We start from the raw sequence: 19,681 nt of genomic DNA on the forward strand, positions 1-19,681 counted from the left end.
GAAATTTATAACCATATTTCCACCTTCGATTGTAGCCAAATTCATCCAGAGGTTAATCATACTAATCTAAATGCCTTCTACGTCGTTTTTCTCCTGAGGATCTTCATAGATGAAAATCTCCTCAATTTTAACGCCGAAGATCTTCGCTATTTTAAAGGCAAGGTCTAGAGATGGGCTATATTTGCCCTTTTCGATGGCTAACACTGTCTGTCTGGTCACTCCAATCTTTTTGGCAAGTTCCTCCTGTGTTAGATCGTGTATGGCCCGATAAACCCTGACTCTATTCTTCATTTGGAGGCTCGTATCCATATTTCTTGTTGTAATATCCATACAGAAGCGAATATAATATCATCAAAGAGGAGGCAGAGAATGCCAGAGTAAAGCCGATATTTGTATACTCTGAGTATCTATACCTGAGCGCAATCAAGACAACACCTATCAAGATGTTTGTCGCAGCGAAGATCTCTATGGCCAGCTTGGATGCCTTTTCGCTTACCTTAACATCTCTCTCATCCTCTACGACCTCTTTGATTTTCGATTTGCATAAGTAGAGTAGAACCACACCTGCTGTTATAGAAATCGCCACTAAAAGGGCATTTCCAGCAGCCGTAAACCAGCCAACCAAAGCTACCATGGATACAATGATCGCCATTCTGCAAATCTTCGACCCTCTTACATCCATGATATCTCTTTGCATTGCATTAGGTTATATAAGCTCTGCTTACGTACGTGTTTAGCTCCTATCACACTTATGCAAGCTTTACCCAAGATCAATTAAACCAAAGAATTAAATGATAATTATATTCATCAATTAAGAGTATACACGAAGAAGAAATAATCAAGCAACCTCAAGAAGAGAATGAGCTGTTAAGACGTGAGATCGAGTTGATTAAGGCAAAAATAATCGAGCTTGAAGCCCGGCTAGCCAAATATGATATCCGGGCTGCCCGAAAGGAGTTGTTGCCAGCAATGCAGAATGTCCCTCTGAAGGCTGATTCGGAAATAACATAATTGCGCAGACAGCTTTGCTGAAGTACGAGGATAGACTGCCACATAGGAAAATCCAGGATGCACTGAGGCGACTGCATGGATTGAATACGAGCCCGGCTACGGTAGTCGATCTAACCCGTCGCGCTGCTGAAGTGGTACAATCGGAATACGATGCCGTTTTGAGCAAGATTCGATGTGCTCCAATCATGATTCAAGGGCACAATTGTATGCGATAGAGGGAAACCATATGCCGGATTCACAAAGCGATTGCAGCGATGCTGGGCACACATTCGGGAATCGAAGGACCTAGCTGAAAGGTTCGAGGAAGCAATTCCCTGCATAAAGCGCCCAAGGTGCTTTATGAATCGCTAACCACAGCTCTTGAAACCGATCCACCGAGAAGAGCTCCGGCATTGGATAGAGATAGAGTACTTTTGCGAGAGGGTCCAGAAATTCATTGGCAATATCCGCAACGGATTCGAGTACTGGTTCACTTTCATCATTAATCCAGGTGTGGAGCCGACAAATAATAGAGCAGAAAGGGCACTACGCCCGCAGGTCGTTTTGAGGCAGTTTTTTGCGAACTCTGCGCAATACCAAAGGAACTTCGATTCACGAACGAATCATGACCGTTTTGGCAACCTAGAGACAAAGAGAACTGGATAATCTCCAAATGATAACGGCAAGGCTTGCCAGCTAAACACATACACATATTTAATACCAGTCGTATAACTTTTCACGATCAATAGCTCTGATCTATCACTTATCATATTACGTGAGAAAATGCATCCATAGCTGCAACCTGAACGGGCCGAAAGTATTATAAGCAAATTGCATAGTAACAATAATTCATATCCGATTTGGATTAGTGGCATTATGATGATCGTCTATCCAGACATTGAATCTGGAAGGTGTTCGAACTGAAGAGAAATAAGCATCTGATAGCTCTGGCATTATCTTTCATTTTTTTGCTGGCGGTCAGCGTCATCGATGCCAGCTCAGAGGAGAGCGAATCTCCTTTGGCCATAACCGATTCCGCGGGAAGGGTGGTCACACTTCCCGGGCCCGCGCAGGGGATCATCGTTCTGAATACCGATGCCGCGGAGGCTGTATCTGCTCTAGGAGCCTCGGATCTGATTGTTGGGTTGGCGTATGTCTATCCTGGAAAGCCGAATGGGGTTGAGGCCGTCTCCCAGAATCTGAAGCCATTTAGCGGAATTATTTCCCTGGGGCTGGACTTTTACAAAGAGGAGAACCTCAGCCGGGAGTTGAGGCTTTTGGGCTCGATACTTGGCCGGGAGGAGCAGAAGAACAGGACATTTGTATATCCGGCTATTGATGAGAAATTGAGGTCTGATAGAGATGAGAAGATCATCTGAAGTTGGGATGCTCCTGATTGCTTTATGTGCCATATCATGGGCAATATCCTCCCCATCGCTGGCCTTCAGCTATACACTGAATATATTTGGCAACGCCAATATGGATGATGCCATCGATGAATTGGATATCGCTTATCTGGAGGATGTGATAGCCGGCAGGAGCCCAGCAACGGAGATGGCAGATGCCAATCTGGATGGTATTGTGGATGAGAAGGATATCGAGCAGGTAAAAGGGCTGATTGACGGGACTGGAGAGCAGATTAGCCTCAAGGCCTGCACCATCTATGAGGAGGCGGTGAATGTCACCATTCCCATGCCGGTGGAGGGCATTGTAGTCCTTAACCTGGCCTGCGCAGAGTCGGTTCGGGGCATAAATGCGCAGGATATGGTCGTCGGCGTCGGCTCATCCCTGGTGGAGGGACCAAACAGGGATTTCTTCCCGGAGATGGCAGGCCTTCCGACAGTGGGAAAATGGAGCGAGCCGGATATCGAGGCCATCATCAGCCTCAATCCCGATATCGTGATTGCCGATTTGAGGACGCCAGACCCAGAGAGGCTGGAGGACAAATTAGAGGGCACAGGCATTACAGTGCTTCGCATGGGCTTCACCTATCCCGACTACTCTCTGTCGGAGATCATGGCCTTGGGCTATATCCTGGACCGGAAGGATGATGCCCGAGAGCTGAACAATCTCGCAGGAAGATGTTTGGACCTCATCGAGGAACGGGTTTCATCGATTGCTGAGAGTGAGAGGCCCAGGGTCTATCCCATATACTATACTTCTGCCGATCTATGGAAGACGGGATCCAATGGCTCTATTGTGGATATGCTCTGCAGTCTTGCCGGGGGCGAGAATATCGCCCATGATCTGACTGGAGGAACAGGCGGGATGTATCCCACTGTGGACCCGGAATGGGTGGTGCAGGAGAATCCCCAGATCATCTTCACCTGGAGCTCTCCTGGAGGCTACAGCCAGAGCAATGATACGGCGATGAGAGAGCTATGGACGGAGATCGTCCAGGCCCCGGAGCTATCACAGGTGGAGGCAGCGAAGGACCAGCGGGTGCATCTCATGACCACAGAGATCACCAGCCGGCCAAGATGGTTTGTGGGCCTCTCATATCTGGCCAAATGGTTTTATCCAGAGAGGTTCCCGGATCTGGACCCAGAGGCCATACACAGAGAATACCTGGAGAGATTTCAGGGGCTAGAATATCGGGGGATCTTTGTATATCCATAGCCCCGTGGGCAATGATATTCCAGGAGAGATGGGTAGCATCTCCTGGAAATCCCTCCGGCCCCCTTTTTCAACCCCAGCCCGGGCGCCCAATGCTCGACAGCTTTAAGGGGCAATTCGATTATTATTAGATACAGAAAATGCTCTCTATATTTGCTGAGTCTCTGGGCGCCACCGCCAGCACCATGTCAGTGGTATTCATAATGCTATTTCTGACAGGACTGATGAATGAGCTGGGCTTATTCTACAGGATATCTCACCTGGCAAAGCCTTTGATATCGTTCTCTCACCTTCCTGCTATTTCTGCATCTACATTTGTGGTGAGCCTGGGATCAGCTCTGGCCGCGAACACCATGATCGCCAGGATGAGAGCAGAGGGCAATCTGACTGAGCGGCAGACCTTTCTCTGTGCCATCATGAACAGCGTTCCCGTCTACTTTCGAGAGCTGTTCACATATCATCTGGCCTTTGTAGTCCCGGTGCTGGGCATCTTCGCCGGGGGTATTTACGCCATTGTTGCTCTCTCCACCGGGATCATCAAGCTCCTTATAGTGATGATCCTGGGACGGGCTTATCTTCCTGGAGAATCTGACCCCTCCCAGGAGGTGGATCTACCAGAAGACAAAAAGAGCATCTCCCAGGCTGCATTGAGATCCCTGAGGGGGCAGGGGAGACTGTTTTTGCGCATAGCATCCTTGTTTTTCGTCATGACCTTTCTCGTTTTATATCTGAGCGAACGAGGCATTCTCCAGTCGATAAATGCCCTTCCCATTGCCCATCTCTTCGGTGTGCCGCCGGAGACCATAGTCCCTCTGACCATCTATGTGGCCAGCCCCAAGGCGGGCATCACCCTTCTGGGGCCGATGATCAGCAATGGCAGCATAAGCGAGGCGAAGGCGCTGATAGTCCTGATGTTGGGCAGTATGTTCATGCTTCCCTTCTACTCCATCCGCTCGCTCATGCCCAATTATACCTCTGTCTTTGGAATGAGGTTGGGGCTGTCGCTGGTTGTGATATCCACGGGGATCAGCGTGCTGGTCAGGCTGATGGTCTTGATCGTATTGATGGTGCTGGCGGGATAATGAAGCATTCTCGGGCAATTCATTGCTGTCGGTCTTCACTATTCTATGAGATCGGCATCCTTGCCCCACAAGGCCGCTTTTTTGAATGGGGGAGCTGATGGCTACAGAATCAACCCATCAGGAATGAGAGTTCCCAGGTTTTCTTTTGTGGTATCAATGAGGGGATATACTGAGTATCGTGGAATTGATGCCGGGATTTCAGGATTTTGATCTTGGTGAGGGTGGTAAGGAATTCAGTTACACAGATACTGGATGAGCAGTTTATAGTTGCAGCCAGAGCCAAGGGCCTCAAGGAGACGCGCATCCTCACGCGCCACGTCATAAGAAATGTTCTGCCACCATTTATCAGCATGGTGGCCATAAGCCTTGGATTCATGGTCTCTGGTGCTCTCATCGTGGAGATCGTATTCTCCCTGAACGGCATGGGAACGCTCATCTATGATGCAGTGGTGGCGAGGGATTATCCTGTCATGCAGGGTTGCTTCCTGGTTCTTACGGTGTGCGTGCTGGCTGCCAACTTCGCAGCAGATATGCTTTATGCAATAGCCGATCCCAGAATTGGAGGATGGCGCTAAATGAAAGCAAAAAAAGGCCCTGTCCCCCTCTCCCGTATCAAACTGATCGGACTGTCGATTCTCTCATTATTCTTGGTCATGGCCATCTTTGCACCGATCATTGCACCAAATGATCCCCGGGAGACGAGGATGCCTTACCAGCCCCCAAGCCAGGAGCATTATCTGGGAACGAATGACATCGGCCAGGATATATTATCTGAGCTGATCTATGCCTCTCGCGTTTCATTGACTATCGGATTTCTGGCGGGACTGATCTCAGTTACCATCGGCGCGACCCTAGGAATACTGGCTGGATATTACCGTGGAGGTATGGAAGAGCTGGTCATGGCCACCAGCGATGTGGTATTGCTTGTGCCCGGGCTTCCTCTTATGATCATCCTGGCGGCCTATCTTTCCCCCAGTATGTGGAACATAGTCCTTGCCGTCGGCCTGCTCTGGTGGTGCTCTACGGCCCGGGTCGTTCACTCCCGGGTTCTGCAACTGCGGGAGATGCCTTTCGTGGAGGCGGCACGATCACTGGGGGGCGGTGATGGTTATATAATGCTAAACCACATTCTGATCAATACCAAAGAGATCATCTACGCCAAGTTCGCCCTGGCGGTGGCATCGGCCATGCTCACTGAGGCGTCCTTGAGCTTTCTGGGCCTTGGCGATCCATTAAACATCAGTTGGGGAGAGATGATCCACTTCGCCTTTTCTCGGGGCGGATTTGCCAATGACATGTGGTGGTGGTATCTGCCGCCAGGGCTCATGATCTGCGCCTGTGTTCTGGGATTTGCGATGATATCAATGGAGCCGGAGAGATCCCAAAAGGCATTGGAGCCGTAGGGCCGGCCGTCAGGAGGCTTCTAGAGGGAGAGAGGCATATCCGCAGGCAGCTTATTGCCGAGTATGCGCGAAAGGGTCGTGAGCCTCTAATGGGTTTGAGTTTTGTAATATGGAAAAGTCAAGAGTTCCTGCAAGCTCCAGACATGATCGATTAAGCCAGCTTGCTTCGCGGGACTATTGAACTTCGTTATGCCCATCTCATTTCTATATTTTAGAGCACGATGCTTTCGGCAGTAGTTGAAGTGCGCGAAATATAGGGTCATTTGGTTATTCAATTCTGCAGTCTCCTTAGAGAAACCTATGGTTTTCCTTGATATGCGGTTATTATCTTGTCTGCATGTCAGGTTTTGCCGTTCAATGTAGCTGGTAGATATCATTTTGTGGTCTATATCTTTGCCAAATATGATTCTCTTGACCACTTTTTTTAGTCTACCGTTGACCCTCATTTTAATGACTTGAGCATATTGTAATAGTTCATCTACGATTAATTTAGGACTTCGAGGTCGCCCTCGCTTGCCTGTTGGTGCGAACGGCTGTAGTTTTCCATATTGCTTTCGAAGAGCTGCTGCATATAGTCTTAATCCATCTGTCACAAAGAGCGGCATTGATCTGAGTCTTTTGGCAGTATTTGAAACGAGCTGATCTGCATTTTCCTGAGATCGCTCACCGATAACATGTGAAAGCACCAACCTGCAATTTGCAGCCATGCTTATCCAGATCCAAGTTCCTTTATCTTCGTATTCACCTTCTCTGGGTAGTGTTTTTCCCCACAAAAGTCCATGCCTCGTCCATCTCTACCTTTGGGGTCTCTACATCCTTCAAGACAACTTCATTGACTTTTTCACTATGCTTTGCTGCTTTCGAGATCCAAGTGCTTACAGTAGATGGTTTTGACTCAAGGATCTCAGCTATTCCTAAGACACTCATTCCACGCATGGCCATTTTTAGAGCCAGCTTGATCTTTTCTTCGTTTGTTCTTGTGTCATAGAATGCAGTGTTAGTTCTATCACAGAATCTGGTACCACATGTGTGGCAAATATATTTCCTGACCTTGCCGGAGCTTATCTTGTAAGTTCCGTACACAGTGACGTTTCCTTTCCCAGCAATTCCAAATAGATTGCACTGCTCATTCGGGCATGCTACATCCAAGAATCGAGGCTTTGGACCTCTTTTGCCCATTTTGCTACACCCCATGTAGCATATAGGAATAGGTTATATAAATAACAGCCGATTGTAGATTCACGACCCGCGAAAGAGAACCCACAGATAACAGTCAAGACCCAACAGATATTTATGCAATTCATACTTATTCTTAAACGAATAGAACTAAGGACATATAGGTGGAAGATTAAATGAGATTACGCTATGTATTGCTGGCTTTAATATTGTGTATTTCTTTTAATGCTGTGAACGCAGAGAATTACGACTTCGTGTTGAATATATATGGCAACGCAAATATGGACAACAATATCGATGACAAGGATATAGAATACATAAAAGCAGTTATCGATGGAAAAGAGACACTCACAAAGCTTTCGGATGCAAACAATGACGGAAAGGTCGATGAAAGAGACATCGAACAAATAAAACAGATAATTGATGGCGATGAAAAAGAACTGATTCTCATCGATTCTGCCAACAGGACAGTCGCGCTAAAGACGCCTATTGAAAGGATTGTTATAGCACGAAAAGGCGCAGAGGAGTTCACAATACTGATGGCAAAAGACAAAATCGTGGGCATTGGTGATGACGCAAAACAGAATAATCCCGACATCGTCAGAAAGACTGGAGTAGATAAAGTCCAAAGCGTGGGAAACTTCAATTCGGGAAGCCTGGACTATGAGGCAATAATATCTCTTAATCCCGACCTGGTTATAGCCACATCGCCCTCATTGAAAAAGGGATTGGCGGACAAGATCCCGGGAAATATCCCCGTAGTTGCGCTGGACTGCGAGGTTGATCCAGACCTTGCTTTTCAAGATGAGATAATAAAAAAGCTAGGATACATAGTAAATGAGCCAGAGAAGGCCGACGAAATCATTAATTGGAGGAGTAAATATAAAAATATATTAAGCAACAAAATAAACAATTTAGATCCAGACGCTCTGCCCACATACTATGTGGAGACATATGAGAAATATTTGACTTATATGTCCGATCAATATGACTCAAAAGCAATAAAAGATTGCGGCGGGATCAACATTGTTGATGGCTCAAGTTTTCAAAAGAACGAATTGCTGGACGGAGAGGTCACAATTGACGCCGAATGGCTGATCGATCAGAATCCTGATTATATATTTATACGGGAAAATACAAACGTTGCAGGGTTTAACTGGACTGAAGAAGAGGCAAAAAAGGAATTAGAATCACTGATCGACAGACCTGGGTGGGAGAATCTGAAAGCTGTTAAAAACGGCCATGTATACTTGTACAACAAATGCTTTGTTCGGAGCAGATCTGAAATAGGAAAGGTCTATTTCGCAAAATGGCTGCACCCAGAACTGTTCAAGGACCTAAATCCAGATGCCATCCATGCAGAATATTGGAAGGAATTTTTAGATATAGATCTTGAGGGGCTCTGGGTCTATCCTGAACCCGTATAATTTTTTTATTAGAGATTGCTGGAACCACAGATCAAATACGAGTTCACTGTATATCGATAGAGCTGGAGGACAAGTATAAAAAATATAAATGATAATAGAGGGGCATCAATCAGCACGCCCCATCATAAATCGCCTCCTGCAGTTGATGCAAGCTTATCGGCTTGGAGATGAAGCCATCTCCCCCCTCATTGATGCATTCATCCCTGCGGCTGGTGCAGCCGGTGACGAAGATAATCCTGGGGCCCTCCGGCCAGCGTTTCCTGATGATCCTTGCAGCCTGCAGCCCATCCATTTTGGGCATCTGAATGTCCATGAGCACCAGGTCATAAGGATGGCTCTCCATGGCGTGCACCGCTTCGACGCCATTGTCTGCTGTATCGGCATTGTGGCCCAGTTTCTTGAGCATCCGCAAGGTGATCATCCGGTTGGCAGGGTCGTCCTCTGCCAGCAGAATGCTCAAAGCCCCATTGCGGTGCATTCCATTGCCATAGCTCAAATCAGATCCGGTTTCAGGTGCCATCTCAACTCACCATTCTATGAAGAGCATTGCCCTCTCCTACCACACAATTCAGCGCAGGGTCTGTATCATTGTGTAATAAACTTTTTGGTATTAGTATTATCAAGGGATGCATCTTCCCTGAAAGCCGAAAGGAAAAAAGAGGCTCTTAGCTGCCTTCTGAGGGACGAATGGCGAAATCAGGGTTCTTGGGCCTCATCACAAAGAGGCCAGGGCACAGAGGAGACCGCTCCGCAGTGCAATACCCTGCAATCAGGCGAAGAGACAAAAAAGAGAGCGGCCCAGTCTGCCTAAAGAACGATCTGCTTATTGTGCTCCAGGACCTCGGCCATTGTATCCACGCCTTCGATAGACCTGGGGAAGTTGGTGAAGACCACCCGCTTGACGTTGATTCCCTTATCCTTCAGAGACTCCTCAATCCCCTTGGCCAGCTCGCCAGACTGCATATTCTCAATGATAAAGCTCACGTTCCGGTATTTCTCTGGATTGGCATTGATATCGTCCACCACCTTGGCCGCAGTCCGGGTTCCATTCAGGGCGAACTCAGGAGCAAAGATGTTGACCACATTCATGCCCAGCCATTCTTCCACAGGCTCCCTCTGCCAAAGCATCACAATGACCTGGGTCTGGTTGAGCTTTTCCTTCTCAGCCGGAGTCGGCTCTATGGCATCGAAGCTCTTCACATACTCACCATAGCGCTCATCATAATAGCTCTCATTGATCGGATCGTACTGCACCAGCCATCCCCTAACCTCCTCAGCCAGAAGCTTGGCCTTGGCGGGCGTATTCCATTCGCGAGAGGGATCGGATACAGTCTTCCATGTAACCGATCCATAGTTGTTGGCCTTCATGAAGTCATTGACCGCGGGAATATTATACCTTTGGTCATTGCTGTCATTGTAGGCCATAAAGAGATCAGCACCCGGGATGAAATCCATATTGAGCTGGATTCTGCTGGGGATGATGTCCCCTTGCAGATGGGGGCAGAGTGTGGGATCGGCAATCGTTATCGCTTCTCACTCTATCTCCACCAATATAGGTTGCCGGGTCCATCAGCACACTGGTGGTGCAGACGATCTTGATCGTATTCGGGGCAGGCTCGGCAAAGGCCGGAGCCAGGATGAGGATGGCCAACATCAATAAGGCCGGCCCAGTGGATTGAATCCCTTTCATGAACTCTAATTCGTAATATCATTTATTTAGTTGTTACTACGGTTTATCCTCCGCTTAAAGGAGAGTACCACCGATAGCCCGAAGCCTGCTGTGAGCAGCAGGGCCACCAGAGGAGCTACCGGAAGCGTATACTCAAATGCCGCCCAGACCCCAAAGGAGCTGACGATGAGGGCTACCGCCGGGGCGACAATGAACATGCTCTTCACATCAAAGCAGAACTGGCTGGCTATAGATGCCGGTGCTGCCAGCAATACGAAGATCAAGAGCCCTCCCACGATATTCAGGCTGAGGGCCACAGATATGGCGATGATGAACAGCAGCAGGTAATAGACCAGCTTGACCCTGATGCCCGCTGCCTCGGCGATCTTCATGTTGAACATGATGGCCGAGATCTCTTTGTAGAACGCTAAAACGAAGAGGATGGAAAGGGCGCAGATGGCGGCCAGAGCATAGATCTCTTCCCGGTACAAAGATATGACATCCCCAAATAGAAGGCTGCTCGCCGAGAGCCCTCTGCCCATGTACTCCATGTAAGAGATCAGGAAGATGGCCACGGCCATGGACAGGGAGAATAGGACGCCCAATGTTGCATCGGCCGCCATCTTGGCCTTCTCGCTCACCGGACCGATAAGCGCAGCTACCCCCATGCTGAAGGCGATGGCTGCCACCTGAGCATTCGCTCCCAGAAACATGCCCAGAGCCGCACCGGCAAAGGCAGCATGGGACATGGTAAAACCAATTGAGGAGAGGCTCATCCTGGAGATGATCACCCCCAGGATGCTGCAGGTAACGGAGGCAAAGATCATCGCCTCCAGGGCATGGCAGACCACATTGTTCTCTATCAGCCACTCGAGCATCTTCCCTCGACCCCACATTCATCTCTTATTATCTCCTCTACCTCTTCCGCCTGGCAGCTCAGGTCGCAGATGATCCTGCCCCGGTTCATGACCACGAGATGGATGGGAATGTCAGGGAGTCCATCGAATGCATGAGCCACCATGAGGACGGGAATTCCCTGCTGCACCATTCTCTTGAACACATCCTGCAGGAACTCTCTGGCCTGAAAGTCGAGATTGCTGAAGGGCTCATCCAGCATCATCACCTCTGACTCCTTGGCGATGTTATGGGCGATCATCACCTTTTGCTGCTGGCCGCCGCTGAGGGTGCCTATGGTCTTATGGGCCAGGTCCTCAATTCCCACCAGGGAGATGGCCCTCTGAACGGCATCGTAGTCGGACTCCTTCGGGCGGCTCAACAATCCCAGGCGGCCGAAGCGTCCCATCATCACCACCTCCCGGGCAGTGAAGGGGGTGAAGGGATCGAAATAGAAGTTCTGGATGACATATCCCACCCTCCGCCTCACCTCTGGACCCAGGCGGCGAACGTCCAGGCCGCAGACACTGGCCCTGCCGTGGGTGATCTTGACCAGGCCGTTGATCGACTCCAAGAGGGTCGTCTTGCCCGCGCTGTTTGGGCCGCCAACGACCACATACTCCCCTCGATCAACCATCAGGGACAGGTCCCTGATAACTGGCTCTGAGCCGCCCTCATATGCAGTATATATCCCCTCCAGATCGATGATGCTCAATTCACCCACCTGATAATCTGAACTAGCGGCTCTGGACTGAGAAGAGGTCCCTGTCCGGCAGGCGGTACATACCCTCCGCCAGCTTTTCTATAATCTGGTCGTGATCAGCCTCCCCCTCAGGCGGAAAATCGATCCTCTTTGGCCTGATGACCATCTGCTTCTCCCCCGCCAGGAACTCGCAGAGGATCTCATTGCATTCCACAATCTGTATGTTCCTCTTACCCAGAGTGCAGCCGCTGCCGATCTGTACCCCATCCGCCAGGCAGGATTCCGGGGGCATGCCTGCGCAGAAGACGCTTGCCCTCATCAGGAAGGGATCAGGGCAGAAATTCTCTTTGACATACCTGCCGATTCTGTAGCCGAGGACGATGTAGGGCCCCAGGTGGCCGTGAAATGCCGCCAGCTCTTCGATAGAGTACTCTTTATCCAGGCCGGTATACCTGCATGTGGTTTCTTTCCTATTCATATCGGATATCCTCATAAAAGTTAATACTAACCCTGATATGATATGAATTATTAATGCTTGCGGGCCATCAGTTAACACCCAAATTATCCTGTCCTGGTGAAATGCGGCCATTCCTGGAAAAAAGCTGAAATCTGGAAAAAGGAGGGGCTTGCCAGGCGCCCCCCCGGGGCCTGTAGGGATCAAGCGGCTCCCTTCCGGCCTGGCAGAGCCAGGGTGCCATCAATCTGTTAATATACTATCGACCTGATATATACTATCGATCTGATATATCCTCTCAATCCTCTATGTCCATCTCCGGATTCAGCCTATAGTCATGAGCAGTGGGATAGAACTCAAATCCTTTAATAGAATCCCGCTGTGCCACAACCATGCCATAGTGTGCTATAACTAGATTTATGGCCTCTTCCTGGGTTATAGACTGGACCTCCCGCAGCAGGTCGTATCTCTCTTCCATATCCCTCGTCGCCATGGACTCCGACAGCAGTTCATCCACTCTTGGATTGGAATAGCCCACGTAGTTGTAGGATCCGCCTGTGCCATAGCTCCTCTCCAGGTAGTACTGTGGATCAGGAATCAGGGCGCTGTTGGTGGCGAAGAGCACCATATCCCAGTCGCCCTCGCTGCGTCTCTTCTCTATCGCCCCCCACTCCAGCACATCGAGGTTAGCCCTGACTCCGATGCTTGCCAGCTCGCCAATGAGTGCTTCGGCCACTGGCACAAGGCCGGGCCTTGTGGCATAGGTGAGCAAAGACAGCTCCAGGGGCTTGCCATCCTTATCCAGTATGCCGTCGCCATCATCATCTTTCCAGCCGGCGTTTCTCAGAAGCTCTTCCGCCTCATTGGGATCGTAATCGTATCTTCTTACGCTTCTGTTCGCCCAGGGCATCTCCGAGCTGAAGGGGACGCTATCAGCGGATCCCACGCCAAATAGAACATACTTGACGATATCATCCCTGTTGATGGCATAGCTGAGCGCATGTCTCACGTCTATATCACTCAGAGGATCATGGTTTATATTCAGATCCAGACGGTAGAGGTATGATGTGTTATAGACCCTTGCATTCACGCCATCGAGAGAGTCGATTCTGTTTGTCTCGCTGTAGGGTATATCCACAGTGAAATCGACATCTCCTTTCTCTATGGCAGAAGATCTCGTATTTGCATCCGTCATGGGTATGGTTACTACCCTATCGATCTGAGTGCTTCCTCCCCACCACTTATCGTTTTTCATCACAGTCAGAACATGTGTCTTCTCATCAAAGCTCTCAAATTTAAACGGTCCTGTTCCTATGGGCTGGCGAAGAATCCCCTCATTATCCATAGAATTTCTGCTGATGATGCCCAGCTCCGGATAATGGAGTATCGAAGGCAGCATGGAATTTGGCTCCTTGGTATGAATTTGCAGGGTGACGGGATCGACGACATCGATATGGTCAAGATTCAGAAAATTTGCTATAGTCGAATCCAGCTCCGCTCCCCTCTCCAGTGTGAACTTGACATCATCTGCACTCATCTTGCCTCCGTCGTGGAAGAGGACATCATCTCTCAGCTTGATCTCCCATGTATCATCATCCAGTTGCTCCCAGCTGAGAGCAAGCTGCGGCAATAAACGGTAATTTTGATCGGACTTCACCAGCGTTTCAGTGACAAGCGTCTTCTCCGCCCAGGCATCGCCTCTATCGTCCGGATCTATGGACGGTATATCCCACATGGCCGCAACCCTGAGCACCTTTTCCGATTCTCCCGATACTGTCGAGAATGAGAGCAGCACGGCCAGGGCCAGTGCCACCATTACGATATTCATATTCTTCATAACACTGCTCCATCTATTCATTACGAGAGAGAGCCAAAGGGCCTCTCTAACTCCTGGCCCACGACCTCTTCTCCCTGTTCGTCTCAATCTTTTTTATCGATCCGTTCTCGATATAGGCGATCCTGTCCGATACCGCTCTCAGGACATCAATGTCATGAGAGATGAAGAGGTAGGCGAGGCCTGTATCCTCCTGGATCTTCATCATCAGCCTGAGGATCTGAGCCTGCACCGAGGCATCAAGCATTGATGTCGGCTCGTCGGCCACCACAAAACTGGGCTGGAGGGATATGATCCTCGCCAGAACTGCCCTCTGGATCTCCCCCCCACTGAGCTGCTGGGGGTACCTTGCCAGATGCTCAGGCCGCAGGCCCACCCTGGCTATCAGCCTATCGACCTCCTGGAGGATCTGCTCCCTGCTTATCTTCCGATGAATCACCATTGGCTCGGATATGCTATCAATCGCCCTCATCTTCGGATTCAGGCTTGTCACAGGGTTCTGAAATATCATCTGCAGCCGGGGCCTGGTCCGGGAGAGCTCCTTCTTTTTCAATTTGAGCAGATCCCTGCCCTCAAACACAATCCGCCCCGAGTCGGGCCTCTCCAGGAGCACGAGGCACTTGCCAACAGTGGTCTTTCCCGAGCCGCTGGTCCCAAACATCCCCAGCGTCTCCCCCCGATCGATGGAGAAGCTGGCCCCGTCCAGCACCTGTAGCCGGCCAAACTGTTTGCTGAGGGCATCAACCTCGATCAGGGGAGAATGCATCTTTTCATCCACCCCCCATTCTGAGCAAGCTTCGGGTGACTTTTAATACAATCGGATATACAGCTTCTGCACCTTTCACTGAAAAAGCAGCCTCTGGGAAGGTCAAGAAGGCTCGGACTGCTCCCCTCCAGGGGGACGAGCCCGTTCTTGGGCAGAGAGTTTATCAGCCCCTGAGTGTAAGGGTGCAAAGGGTCATCCAATAGCTTCTTTGCCGGCCCCATCTCCACGATCTCCCCGGCATACAGGACCGCCAGACGATCGCAGATCTCGTATGCCAGGTCCAGGTCGTGGGTGATGAGGAGCATCGATCGATCCTTTTTGCCCTCAAGACCCTGATAAAACTCAATGGAGCTTCTCCTGGTGATCGAGTCCAGCCCCTTGGTAGGCTCGTCTGCTATCACCAGCCGGGGCTGGAGGGAGAGGGAGATTCCCGTGAGCAGCCTCTGCTTCATGCCGCCGGAGAGCTGATGAGGATACCTGTCTGCGGAGAGCCTGGGATCCCTGATCAGCAGGCGCTTCATCACCTTGAGAGCAAGATCTTTTGCCTCCTTTCTCCCGTGCCCTTTTGCTTCAAAAACCTCGGAGATCTGCTGGCCATTTTTCATCAGAGGATTGAGGGAATCGGAGGGATTCTGAGGGATGAATGCGATCTCTTTCCCCCGGAGCCTTTGCATCTCCTCTTCGCCTGCATCCAGCAGATCAGTTCCCTCGAAGATGGCGCTTCCCTTAACCAGCGCATTCCTGGGCAGGAGCCTGAGCAGGGACATGCCTATTACCGACTTGCCCGAGCCGCTCTCCCCAATAAATCCAAAGATCTCACCCTTATCGATATGGAATGAGACATCATTTACCGCCTCGACTGTGCCCAACTTGGTCTTAAATCCCACATCCAGATGTTTTACCTCAAGAAGAGACAAGGCCGCTCACCTCACTCTCAGGATCAAGAACCTCCTGGAATCCATCTCCCAGGAGGCTGAATAGAACCACAGTCATAGTTATGGCCATCCCGGGAAAGATGGTCAAATAGGGGGCAGTCCTCATGAACTCCTTGCCCGCATTGAGCATCGATCCCCACTCAGGAATAGAGGGAGGAATCCCCAGGCCAAGAAAGCTCAGGGCAGCAGCAGAGAGGATGACATGCCCCATGTCCAGAGTGGCAAGCACAATCACTGGTGCCAGGGCATTGGGAAGGATGTGCTTGACCAGTATCCGCCTGTCGCTTGCCCCAATGACCCGGGCGGAGGAGACATAATCATTGCTCTTGACGGATAGAACCTGCCCCCTCATCAGCCGGGCATAGCTGGCCCAGTGAACCAGGGCCAGAGCCAGGATGAGGTTGAACACGCTGCTGCCCAGGGCTCCCACTATGGCCAGGGCGAAGATCATACTGGGAAAGGAGAGGAATAGGTCTATTACTCTGGATATCACCTCATCAGCCAGCCCGCCCATATAGCCGGCTGCTCCTCCCAAGGCTATTCCCATGAATAGGGCAAGGAGCACCACTGAAGTGGAGATGGTGAACGAGGTGGCTGCGCCATAAAGGAGCCTGCTCAGGACATCCCTGCCCAGGTGGTCTGTCCCCAGCAGGTGGGACGATGAAGGCGGCTGGAGGCTACTCTTGAGATCGATATCGTTGGGGTTATAAGGGGCGATTTGGGGCGCAAATAGGGCTATCACCGCAATAACAGCCAGCATAATGAGGCACATGGATACCATCCGGTTGGAGAATATCCTCTGATAAGACGACCATTTAGCCTGGCCTGAGGATATGAGACTCGCTCTATTGGCGCTGAAGAACATATCAACAAACTTCATAATCATGTATACCTGATCCTCGGATCCAGATAGGTGTAGGTGAGATCGACGAGGAGATTGATGGTCACAAATACTCCCACAATGGCGAGAACGCAGCCCTGAACCAGGGGTATGTCCCTTGCTGAAATGGCATCCACAAGAAGGCTTCCCACCCCGGGCCAGGCGAATATGCTCTCAATGACCACCGCTCCCCCCAGCATATGGCCGAAGCTCATCCCCAGAACGGTGATGGCAGGGAGGAGGGCATTTCTCAGAGCATGCCTGAGGATCACATTTTGCGAGGACAGACCCTTGGATATGGCATAGGTGATATACGGCTGGCTCATAACCTCCAGCATTCCTGTGCGCATCATGCGAACGGTCACAGCCAGGGCATGGGCGGATAGGGCTACCGCCGGCAGGACGAGGTACCTGGCTCCCCCATATCCGGCCACAGGAAAGAGCTTCAGATTGACGGATAAGACCAAGATCAGGAGAAGTGCCAGCCAGAATCCGGGCATGGATACGCCAAGGAGGGTCACTATCCTCAGGATATAGTCAGTGAGCCTGTTCTTCCTCATGGCACAGTATATCCCCAGGGGTATCCCGAAGATGATGGCTATGGACATGGCAGCAGAGGCCAGCATGATGGTGGCGGGCATGCGGAGAAGGAGGAGGTATGAGACGGGCTTTTTCTGGATGTATGAGCTTCCAAGATCTCCCTCCAGGGCACTGGATAACCAGCGGCCGAACTGAATATAAAGAGGATCATGCAGGTTGTACCGGCTGGAGATCTCTGCTATCTGTTCATCTGTGGGGATCTCCTCCATCTCCAGGATGGTGTGCTTGAGTATCAGCTCGGCAGTGCCTCCGGGTATGATGTTCATGAGAAAGAAGGTGAGAGCGCAGACAGCCAGGACTGTCAGCCCCATGAAGGCCAGCCTCTTGGCCAGATAGCGGAGCATTAGAGACATCAAGCCTCTAACATTATAGGGGTCCGATCGTCATCAATCATGTATGATTCTCCCGGGTGGGATATCGCCCACGCAGATCATAGGGTGATGATATTATTCAATAATAAATCTTTCGTTAGTAATAACACAAAATTTTATAATCTTTTAATAGAGTGATCCAAAGGACGAAGGGATGGGATCGGAATCAGATATGAGCCAAGAAAATGAGGAAAAGGGGCCCCTGAGCTCCGAAGCTGCCGGAAGCTCAATGCACCCATTCCTGAGAGATCTTCTGTTTCACCGCTCGATGTACATATCCGGGCTGAGCTTGTAGTCATGGGCAGTGGGATCGTACTCATAGCCCAACACATAATCCCGGCTGGCGACAATCACTCCATAGTAGGCCACAGTCAGAACAGGAATCTCGTCCTGGATAATGGATTGGATCTCATTCATTATCTCCAGCCGTTCCTGCTCGTCGGCGGTCCTGGATGCCTGATCCAGTAGATCATCGACCTTGGGGTTGGAGTACCCTGGATAGTTGTAGCCTCCTTCGGTCTCGTAGGTCAAGCCCAGGTAATAGGAGGGGTCGGGCACCATTGCAGTGTTAATTGCCTGCAGATAGATATCCCAGTCGCCGGTCTTCCTTCTCTCATTAATTACACCTGACTCTGTGATCTCGACGTTTACCTTAATGCCGATCTCCTTCAACTGACCGGTGATGGCCTCAGCCATGGGCGGTAGCCCGGGACGGTTGGGATAGGTAAGAAGGCCGATCTCCAGGGGCTCTCCATCTTTGTCCAAAATTCCATCAGAATCGCTGTCCATCCAGCCAGCCTCCGCCAACAGCTCTTTGGCCCTGTCCAGATCATGCTCGTACGCTGCCAGATCCTTATTCGCCCAGATGAACTCGGGCATGAAGGGGCCTATCGCCGGCCTGCCGATGCCAAAGAGGACATACTTGACTATGGAGTCGGTGTCGATTCCATAGGCGATGGCCTTTCTCACCCGGACATCATCCAGAGGAGCATCCTGAGTATTGAAGTCCATCACATAGATCCTGGGGTTCTGGTACTTCTTCACATTGATCCCGCTCTCATCTCCAATTCTGTCCGCTTCACTATAGGGGACATCAACTGTGAAATCCACATCTCCGTTCTCCAGGGCCAAGGCTCTGGTGTTGGGATCGATGATGGGAACGATCTTGAGACCGGAGAGCTTGACCTCTCCGCCCCACCATTTGCTGTTTCGGACCAGGTTCAGGACATGGGTCTTGGGATCGAAGCTCTCCAGCATGAACGGACCGGTGCCGATGGGCGAGACAAATTCACCCTTATCGTCCAGGGACCTCGGGCTGAAGATGACTATGCTGCTGTAGTGGAGGACAGCAGGGAGGATGGGATTGAGCTCATTTGTATGGATGAGAAGGGTCCGGTCATCGACAACCTCAATTGATTCCAGGTCCATGAGGTCAGCAGCCTTTGAGTCGAGCTCGTTCGCCCTTTCCAAGGAGAACTTGACCTCATTGGCGGTCATCTTTGATCCGTCATGAAAGAGCACATCATCCCTCAGCTTGATCTCCCATGTCCTGTCGTCGATCTGGGTCCAGGACTCTGCTAGCTCCGGCTTGAGGGACATATCGGAGTTCACGCCCACCAGGCTCTCAGTGATCAGGGCTTTCTCGGTGAGGGCTGAGCCGCTCTGGACAGGATCCATGGATTTGATGTCAAACAGCTCTCCAACAATCAGTACATCATCAGGTCCTGCCCCAGCAGCCAGCGCTACTGCAGGGAGCAGGCATAGGGCAATCAGAATTGTCTTCGCCCACTTGCCCAATTGAGATTTTTCTCTCATCTTAATACATCCATTTAGCTTTTATATGAAATGCAGCGTTTTCAGTAACAATATTTAAGATTATTC

Annotated in this window: 21 protein-coding genes and 1 pseudogene; 7 read left to right on the plus strand and 15 right to left on the minus strand. The window is 50.5% G+C overall.

Features of this window, described 5'->3' with window-relative positions; translation table 11 throughout:
* Positions 1 to 66: 66 nt before the first annotated feature.
* A complete protein-coding gene (locus IPI63_RS04945; protein WP_214065687.1) occupies positions 67 to 291 on the minus strand; it encodes a helix-turn-helix transcriptional regulator in 225 nt (74 codons plus the stop codon).
* On the minus strand, positions 281 to 682 hold the full coding sequence (locus IPI63_RS04950; protein WP_292477001.1) for a DUF2178 domain-containing protein: 402 nt from the start codon (positions 680 to 682) through the stop codon (positions 281 to 283). The genes IPI63_RS04945 and IPI63_RS04950 overlap by 11 nt, the downstream gene beginning before the upstream one ends.
* Before the next feature lie 256 nt (positions 683 to 938).
* On the opposite strand from IPI63_RS04950, the pseudogene IPI63_RS13100 reads away from it, so the two are divergent.
* The 6 genes and pseudogenes from IPI63_RS13100 to IPI63_RS04985 form a co-directional block, all read left to right on the plus strand.
* Positions 939 to 1,636 (plus strand): annotated as a pseudogene (locus IPI63_RS13100) (transposase); the annotation flags it as partial.
* 265 nt (positions 1,637 to 1,901) lie between these two features.
* Positions 1,902 to 2,369 (plus strand): hypothetical protein, encoded by a 468-nt coding sequence (locus IPI63_RS04965; protein ID WP_214080249.1) that lies wholly within the window; start codon positions 1,902 to 1,904, stop codon positions 2,367 to 2,369.
* The gene (locus tag IPI63_RS04970; protein WP_214080248.1) at positions 2,353 to 3,609 is read left to right on the plus strand and encodes an ABC transporter substrate-binding protein; all 1,257 of its coding nucleotides are present in this window, start codon (positions 2,353 to 2,355) and stop codon (positions 3,607 to 3,609) included. Before IPI63_RS04965 ends, IPI63_RS04970 begins: the two co-directional genes overlap by 17 nt.
* A gap of 137 nt (positions 3,610 to 3,746) precedes the next feature.
* Complete coding sequence (locus tag IPI63_RS04975; RefSeq protein ID WP_214080247.1) at positions 3,747 to 4,688, plus strand: nucleoside recognition protein; 942 nt, start codon at positions 3,747 to 3,749, stop codon at positions 4,686 to 4,688.
* A gap of 215 nt (positions 4,689 to 4,903) precedes the next feature.
* The gene (locus IPI63_RS04980; RefSeq protein WP_292478199.1) at positions 4,904 to 5,263 is read left to right on the plus strand and encodes an ABC transporter permease; all 360 of its coding nucleotides are present in this window, start codon (positions 4,904 to 4,906) and stop codon (positions 5,261 to 5,263) included.
* Positions 5,264 to 6,091: an ABC transporter permease gene (locus IPI63_RS04985; protein WP_214065595.1), complete on the plus strand. Its 828-nt coding sequence runs from the start codon at positions 5,264 to 5,266 to the stop codon at positions 6,089 to 6,091.
* Positions 6,092 to 6,177: 86 nt separating this feature from the next.
* Here the strand turns inward: IPI63_RS04985 and IPI63_RS04990 are convergent.
* Positions 6,178 to 7,270, minus strand: a protein-coding gene (locus IPI63_RS04990; protein ID WP_292477007.1) for an IS1 family transposase whose coding sequence is annotated in 2 segments (ribosomal slippage) — positions 6,178 to 6,850 and positions 6,849 to 7,270 — 1,095 coding nt in all. Because the reading frame shifts where the segments join, the coding sequence is not laid out codon by codon here.
* 227 nt (positions 7,271 to 7,497) lie between these two features.
* Between IPI63_RS04990 and IPI63_RS04995 the strand changes: the two genes are divergently transcribed.
* Positions 7,498 to 8,694: an ABC transporter substrate-binding protein gene (locus tag IPI63_RS04995; RefSeq protein WP_292477009.1), complete on the plus strand. Its 1,197-nt coding sequence runs from the start codon at positions 7,498 to 7,500 to the stop codon at positions 8,692 to 8,694.
* Positions 8,695 to 8,803: 109 nt separating this feature from the next.
* On the opposite strand, the gene IPI63_RS05000 is transcribed toward IPI63_RS04995, so the two are convergent.
* The 12 genes from IPI63_RS05000 to IPI63_RS05055 form a co-directional block, all read right to left on the minus strand.
* Complete coding sequence (locus tag IPI63_RS05000; protein WP_214065928.1) at positions 8,804 to 9,214, minus strand: response regulator; 411 nt, start codon at positions 9,212 to 9,214, stop codon at positions 8,804 to 8,806.
* Positions 9,215 to 9,501: 287 nt separating this feature from the next.
* Positions 9,502 to 10,149 (minus strand): metal ABC transporter solute-binding protein, Zn/Mn family, encoded by a 648-nt coding sequence (locus IPI63_RS05005; protein WP_292477011.1) that lies wholly within the window; start codon positions 10,147 to 10,149, stop codon positions 9,502 to 9,504.
* Positions 10,127 to 10,384 carry a hypothetical protein gene (locus tag IPI63_RS05010; protein WP_292477012.1) on the minus strand — a complete coding sequence of 86 codons (258 nt, stop codon included), beginning with the start codon at positions 10,382 to 10,384 and terminating at the stop codon, positions 10,127 to 10,129. Before IPI63_RS05010 ends, IPI63_RS05005 begins: the two co-directional genes overlap by 23 nt.
* Positions 10,385 to 10,410: 26 nt before the next feature.
* Positions 10,411 to 11,241 carry a metal ABC transporter permease gene (locus IPI63_RS05015; RefSeq protein WP_214065926.1) on the minus strand — a complete coding sequence of 277 codons (831 nt, stop codon included), beginning with the start codon at positions 11,239 to 11,241 and terminating at the stop codon, positions 10,411 to 10,413.
* A complete protein-coding gene (locus IPI63_RS05020) occupies positions 11,226 to 11,972 on the minus strand; it encodes an ATP-binding cassette domain-containing protein (protein ID WP_214065931.1) in 747 nt (248 codons plus the stop codon). Before IPI63_RS05020 ends, IPI63_RS05015 begins: the two co-directional genes overlap by 16 nt.
* A 22-nt stretch (positions 11,973 to 11,994) precedes the next feature.
* Entirely contained in the window at positions 11,995 to 12,438 is a 444-nt protein-coding gene (locus IPI63_RS05025) for a formylmethanofuran dehydrogenase subunit E family protein (protein WP_292477016.1), read from the minus strand.
* Between the two features lie 274 nt (positions 12,439 to 12,712).
* Complete coding sequence (locus IPI63_RS05030) at positions 12,713 to 14,251, minus strand: ABC transporter substrate-binding protein (RefSeq protein WP_292477018.1); 1,539 nt, start codon at positions 14,249 to 14,251, stop codon at positions 12,713 to 12,715.
* A 46-nt stretch (positions 14,252 to 14,297) separates the two neighbouring features.
* On the minus strand, positions 14,298 to 15,014 hold the full coding sequence (locus tag IPI63_RS05035; RefSeq protein WP_292477020.1) for a dipeptide/oligopeptide/nickel ABC transporter ATP-binding protein: 717 nt from the start codon (positions 15,012 to 15,014) through the stop codon (positions 14,298 to 14,300).
* The gene (locus IPI63_RS05040; RefSeq protein ID WP_292477022.1) at positions 14,999 to 15,931 is read right to left on the minus strand and encodes an ABC transporter ATP-binding protein; all 933 of its coding nucleotides are present in this window, start codon (positions 15,929 to 15,931) and stop codon (positions 14,999 to 15,001) included. Before IPI63_RS05040 ends, IPI63_RS05035 begins: the two co-directional genes overlap by 16 nt.
* Entirely contained in the window at positions 15,918 to 16,829 is a 912-nt protein-coding gene (gene nikC / locus IPI63_RS05045; RefSeq protein WP_292477023.1) for a nickel transporter permease, read from the minus strand. Before nikC ends, IPI63_RS05040 begins: the two co-directional genes overlap by 14 nt.
* Positions 16,830 to 16,831: 2 nt before the next feature.
* Positions 16,832 to 17,782, minus strand: coding sequence for an ABC transporter permease (locus IPI63_RS05050; RefSeq protein WP_292477024.1), 951 nt, complete (start codon positions 17,780 to 17,782; stop codon positions 16,832 to 16,834).
* 276 nt (positions 17,783 to 18,058) lie between these two features.
* Positions 18,059 to 19,615: an ABC transporter substrate-binding protein gene (locus IPI63_RS05055; RefSeq protein WP_214065309.1), complete on the minus strand. Its 1,557-nt coding sequence runs from the start codon at positions 19,613 to 19,615 to the stop codon at positions 18,059 to 18,061.
* Positions 19,616 to 19,681: the final 66 nt, after the last annotated feature.

Source organism: Methanothrix sp. (assembly GCF_016706325.1).
GTDB lineage: Archaea > Halobacteriota > Methanosarcinia > Methanotrichales > Methanotrichaceae > Methanothrix.

What these genes read in the sequence shown, in the direction of transcription:
- IPI63_RS05030 (WP_292477018.1), bottom strand. Translation starts at nt 14,251, where the DNA reads ATGAAGAATATGAATATCGTAATGGTGGCACTGGCCCTGGCCGTGCTG.
- IPI63_RS05025 (WP_292477016.1), bottom strand. Translation starts at nt 12,438, where the DNA reads ATGAATAGGAAAGAAACCACATGCAGGTATACCGGCCTGGATAAAGAG.
- IPI63_RS05010 (WP_292477012.1), bottom strand. Translation starts at nt 10,384, where the DNA reads ATGAAAGGGATTCAATCCACTGGGCCGGCCTTATTGATGTTGGCCATC.
- IPI63_RS04945 (WP_214065687.1), bottom strand. Translation starts at nt 291, where the DNA reads ATGAAGAATAGAGTCAGGGTTTATCGGGCCATACACGATCTAACACAG.
- IPI63_RS04975 (WP_214080247.1), top strand. Translation starts at nt 3,747, where the DNA reads ATGCTCTCTATATTTGCTGAGTCTCTGGGCGCCACCGCCAGCACCATG.
- IPI63_RS04950 (WP_292477001.1), bottom strand. Translation starts at nt 682, where the DNA reads ATGGATGTAAGAGGGTCGAAGATTTGCAGAATGGCGATCATTGTATCC.
- IPI63_RS04970 (WP_214080248.1), top strand. Translation starts at nt 2,353, where the DNA reads ATGAGAAGATCATCTGAAGTTGGGATGCTCCTGATTGCTTTATGTGCC.
- IPI63_RS05015 (WP_214065926.1), bottom strand. Translation starts at nt 11,241, where the DNA reads ATGCTCGAGTGGCTGATAGAGAACAATGTGGTCTGCCATGCCCTGGAG.
- IPI63_RS05005 (WP_292477011.1), bottom strand. Translation starts at nt 10,149, where the DNA reads ATGGATTTCATCCCGGGTGCTGATCTCTTTATGGCCTACAATGACAGC.
- IPI63_RS05035 (WP_292477020.1), bottom strand. Translation starts at nt 15,014, where the DNA reads ATGCATTCTCCCCTGATCGAGGTTGATGCCCTCAGCAAACAGTTTGGC.
- IPI63_RS04985 (WP_214065595.1), top strand. Translation starts at nt 5,264, where the DNA reads ATGAAAGCAAAAAAAGGCCCTGTCCCCCTCTCCCGTATCAAACTGATC.
- IPI63_RS05000 (WP_214065928.1), bottom strand. Translation starts at nt 9,214, where the DNA reads ATGGCACCTGAAACCGGATCTGATTTGAGCTATGGCAATGGAATGCAC.
- IPI63_RS05055 (WP_214065309.1), bottom strand. Translation starts at nt 19,615, where the DNA reads ATGAGAGAAAAATCTCAATTGGGCAAGTGGGCGAAGACAATTCTGATT.
- IPI63_RS05050 (WP_292477024.1), bottom strand. Translation starts at nt 17,782, where the DNA reads ATGTCTCTAATGCTCCGCTATCTGGCCAAGAGGCTGGCCTTCATGGGG.
- nikC (WP_292477023.1), bottom strand. Translation starts at nt 16,829, where the DNA reads ATGAAGTTTGTTGATATGTTCTTCAGCGCCAATAGAGCGAGTCTCATA.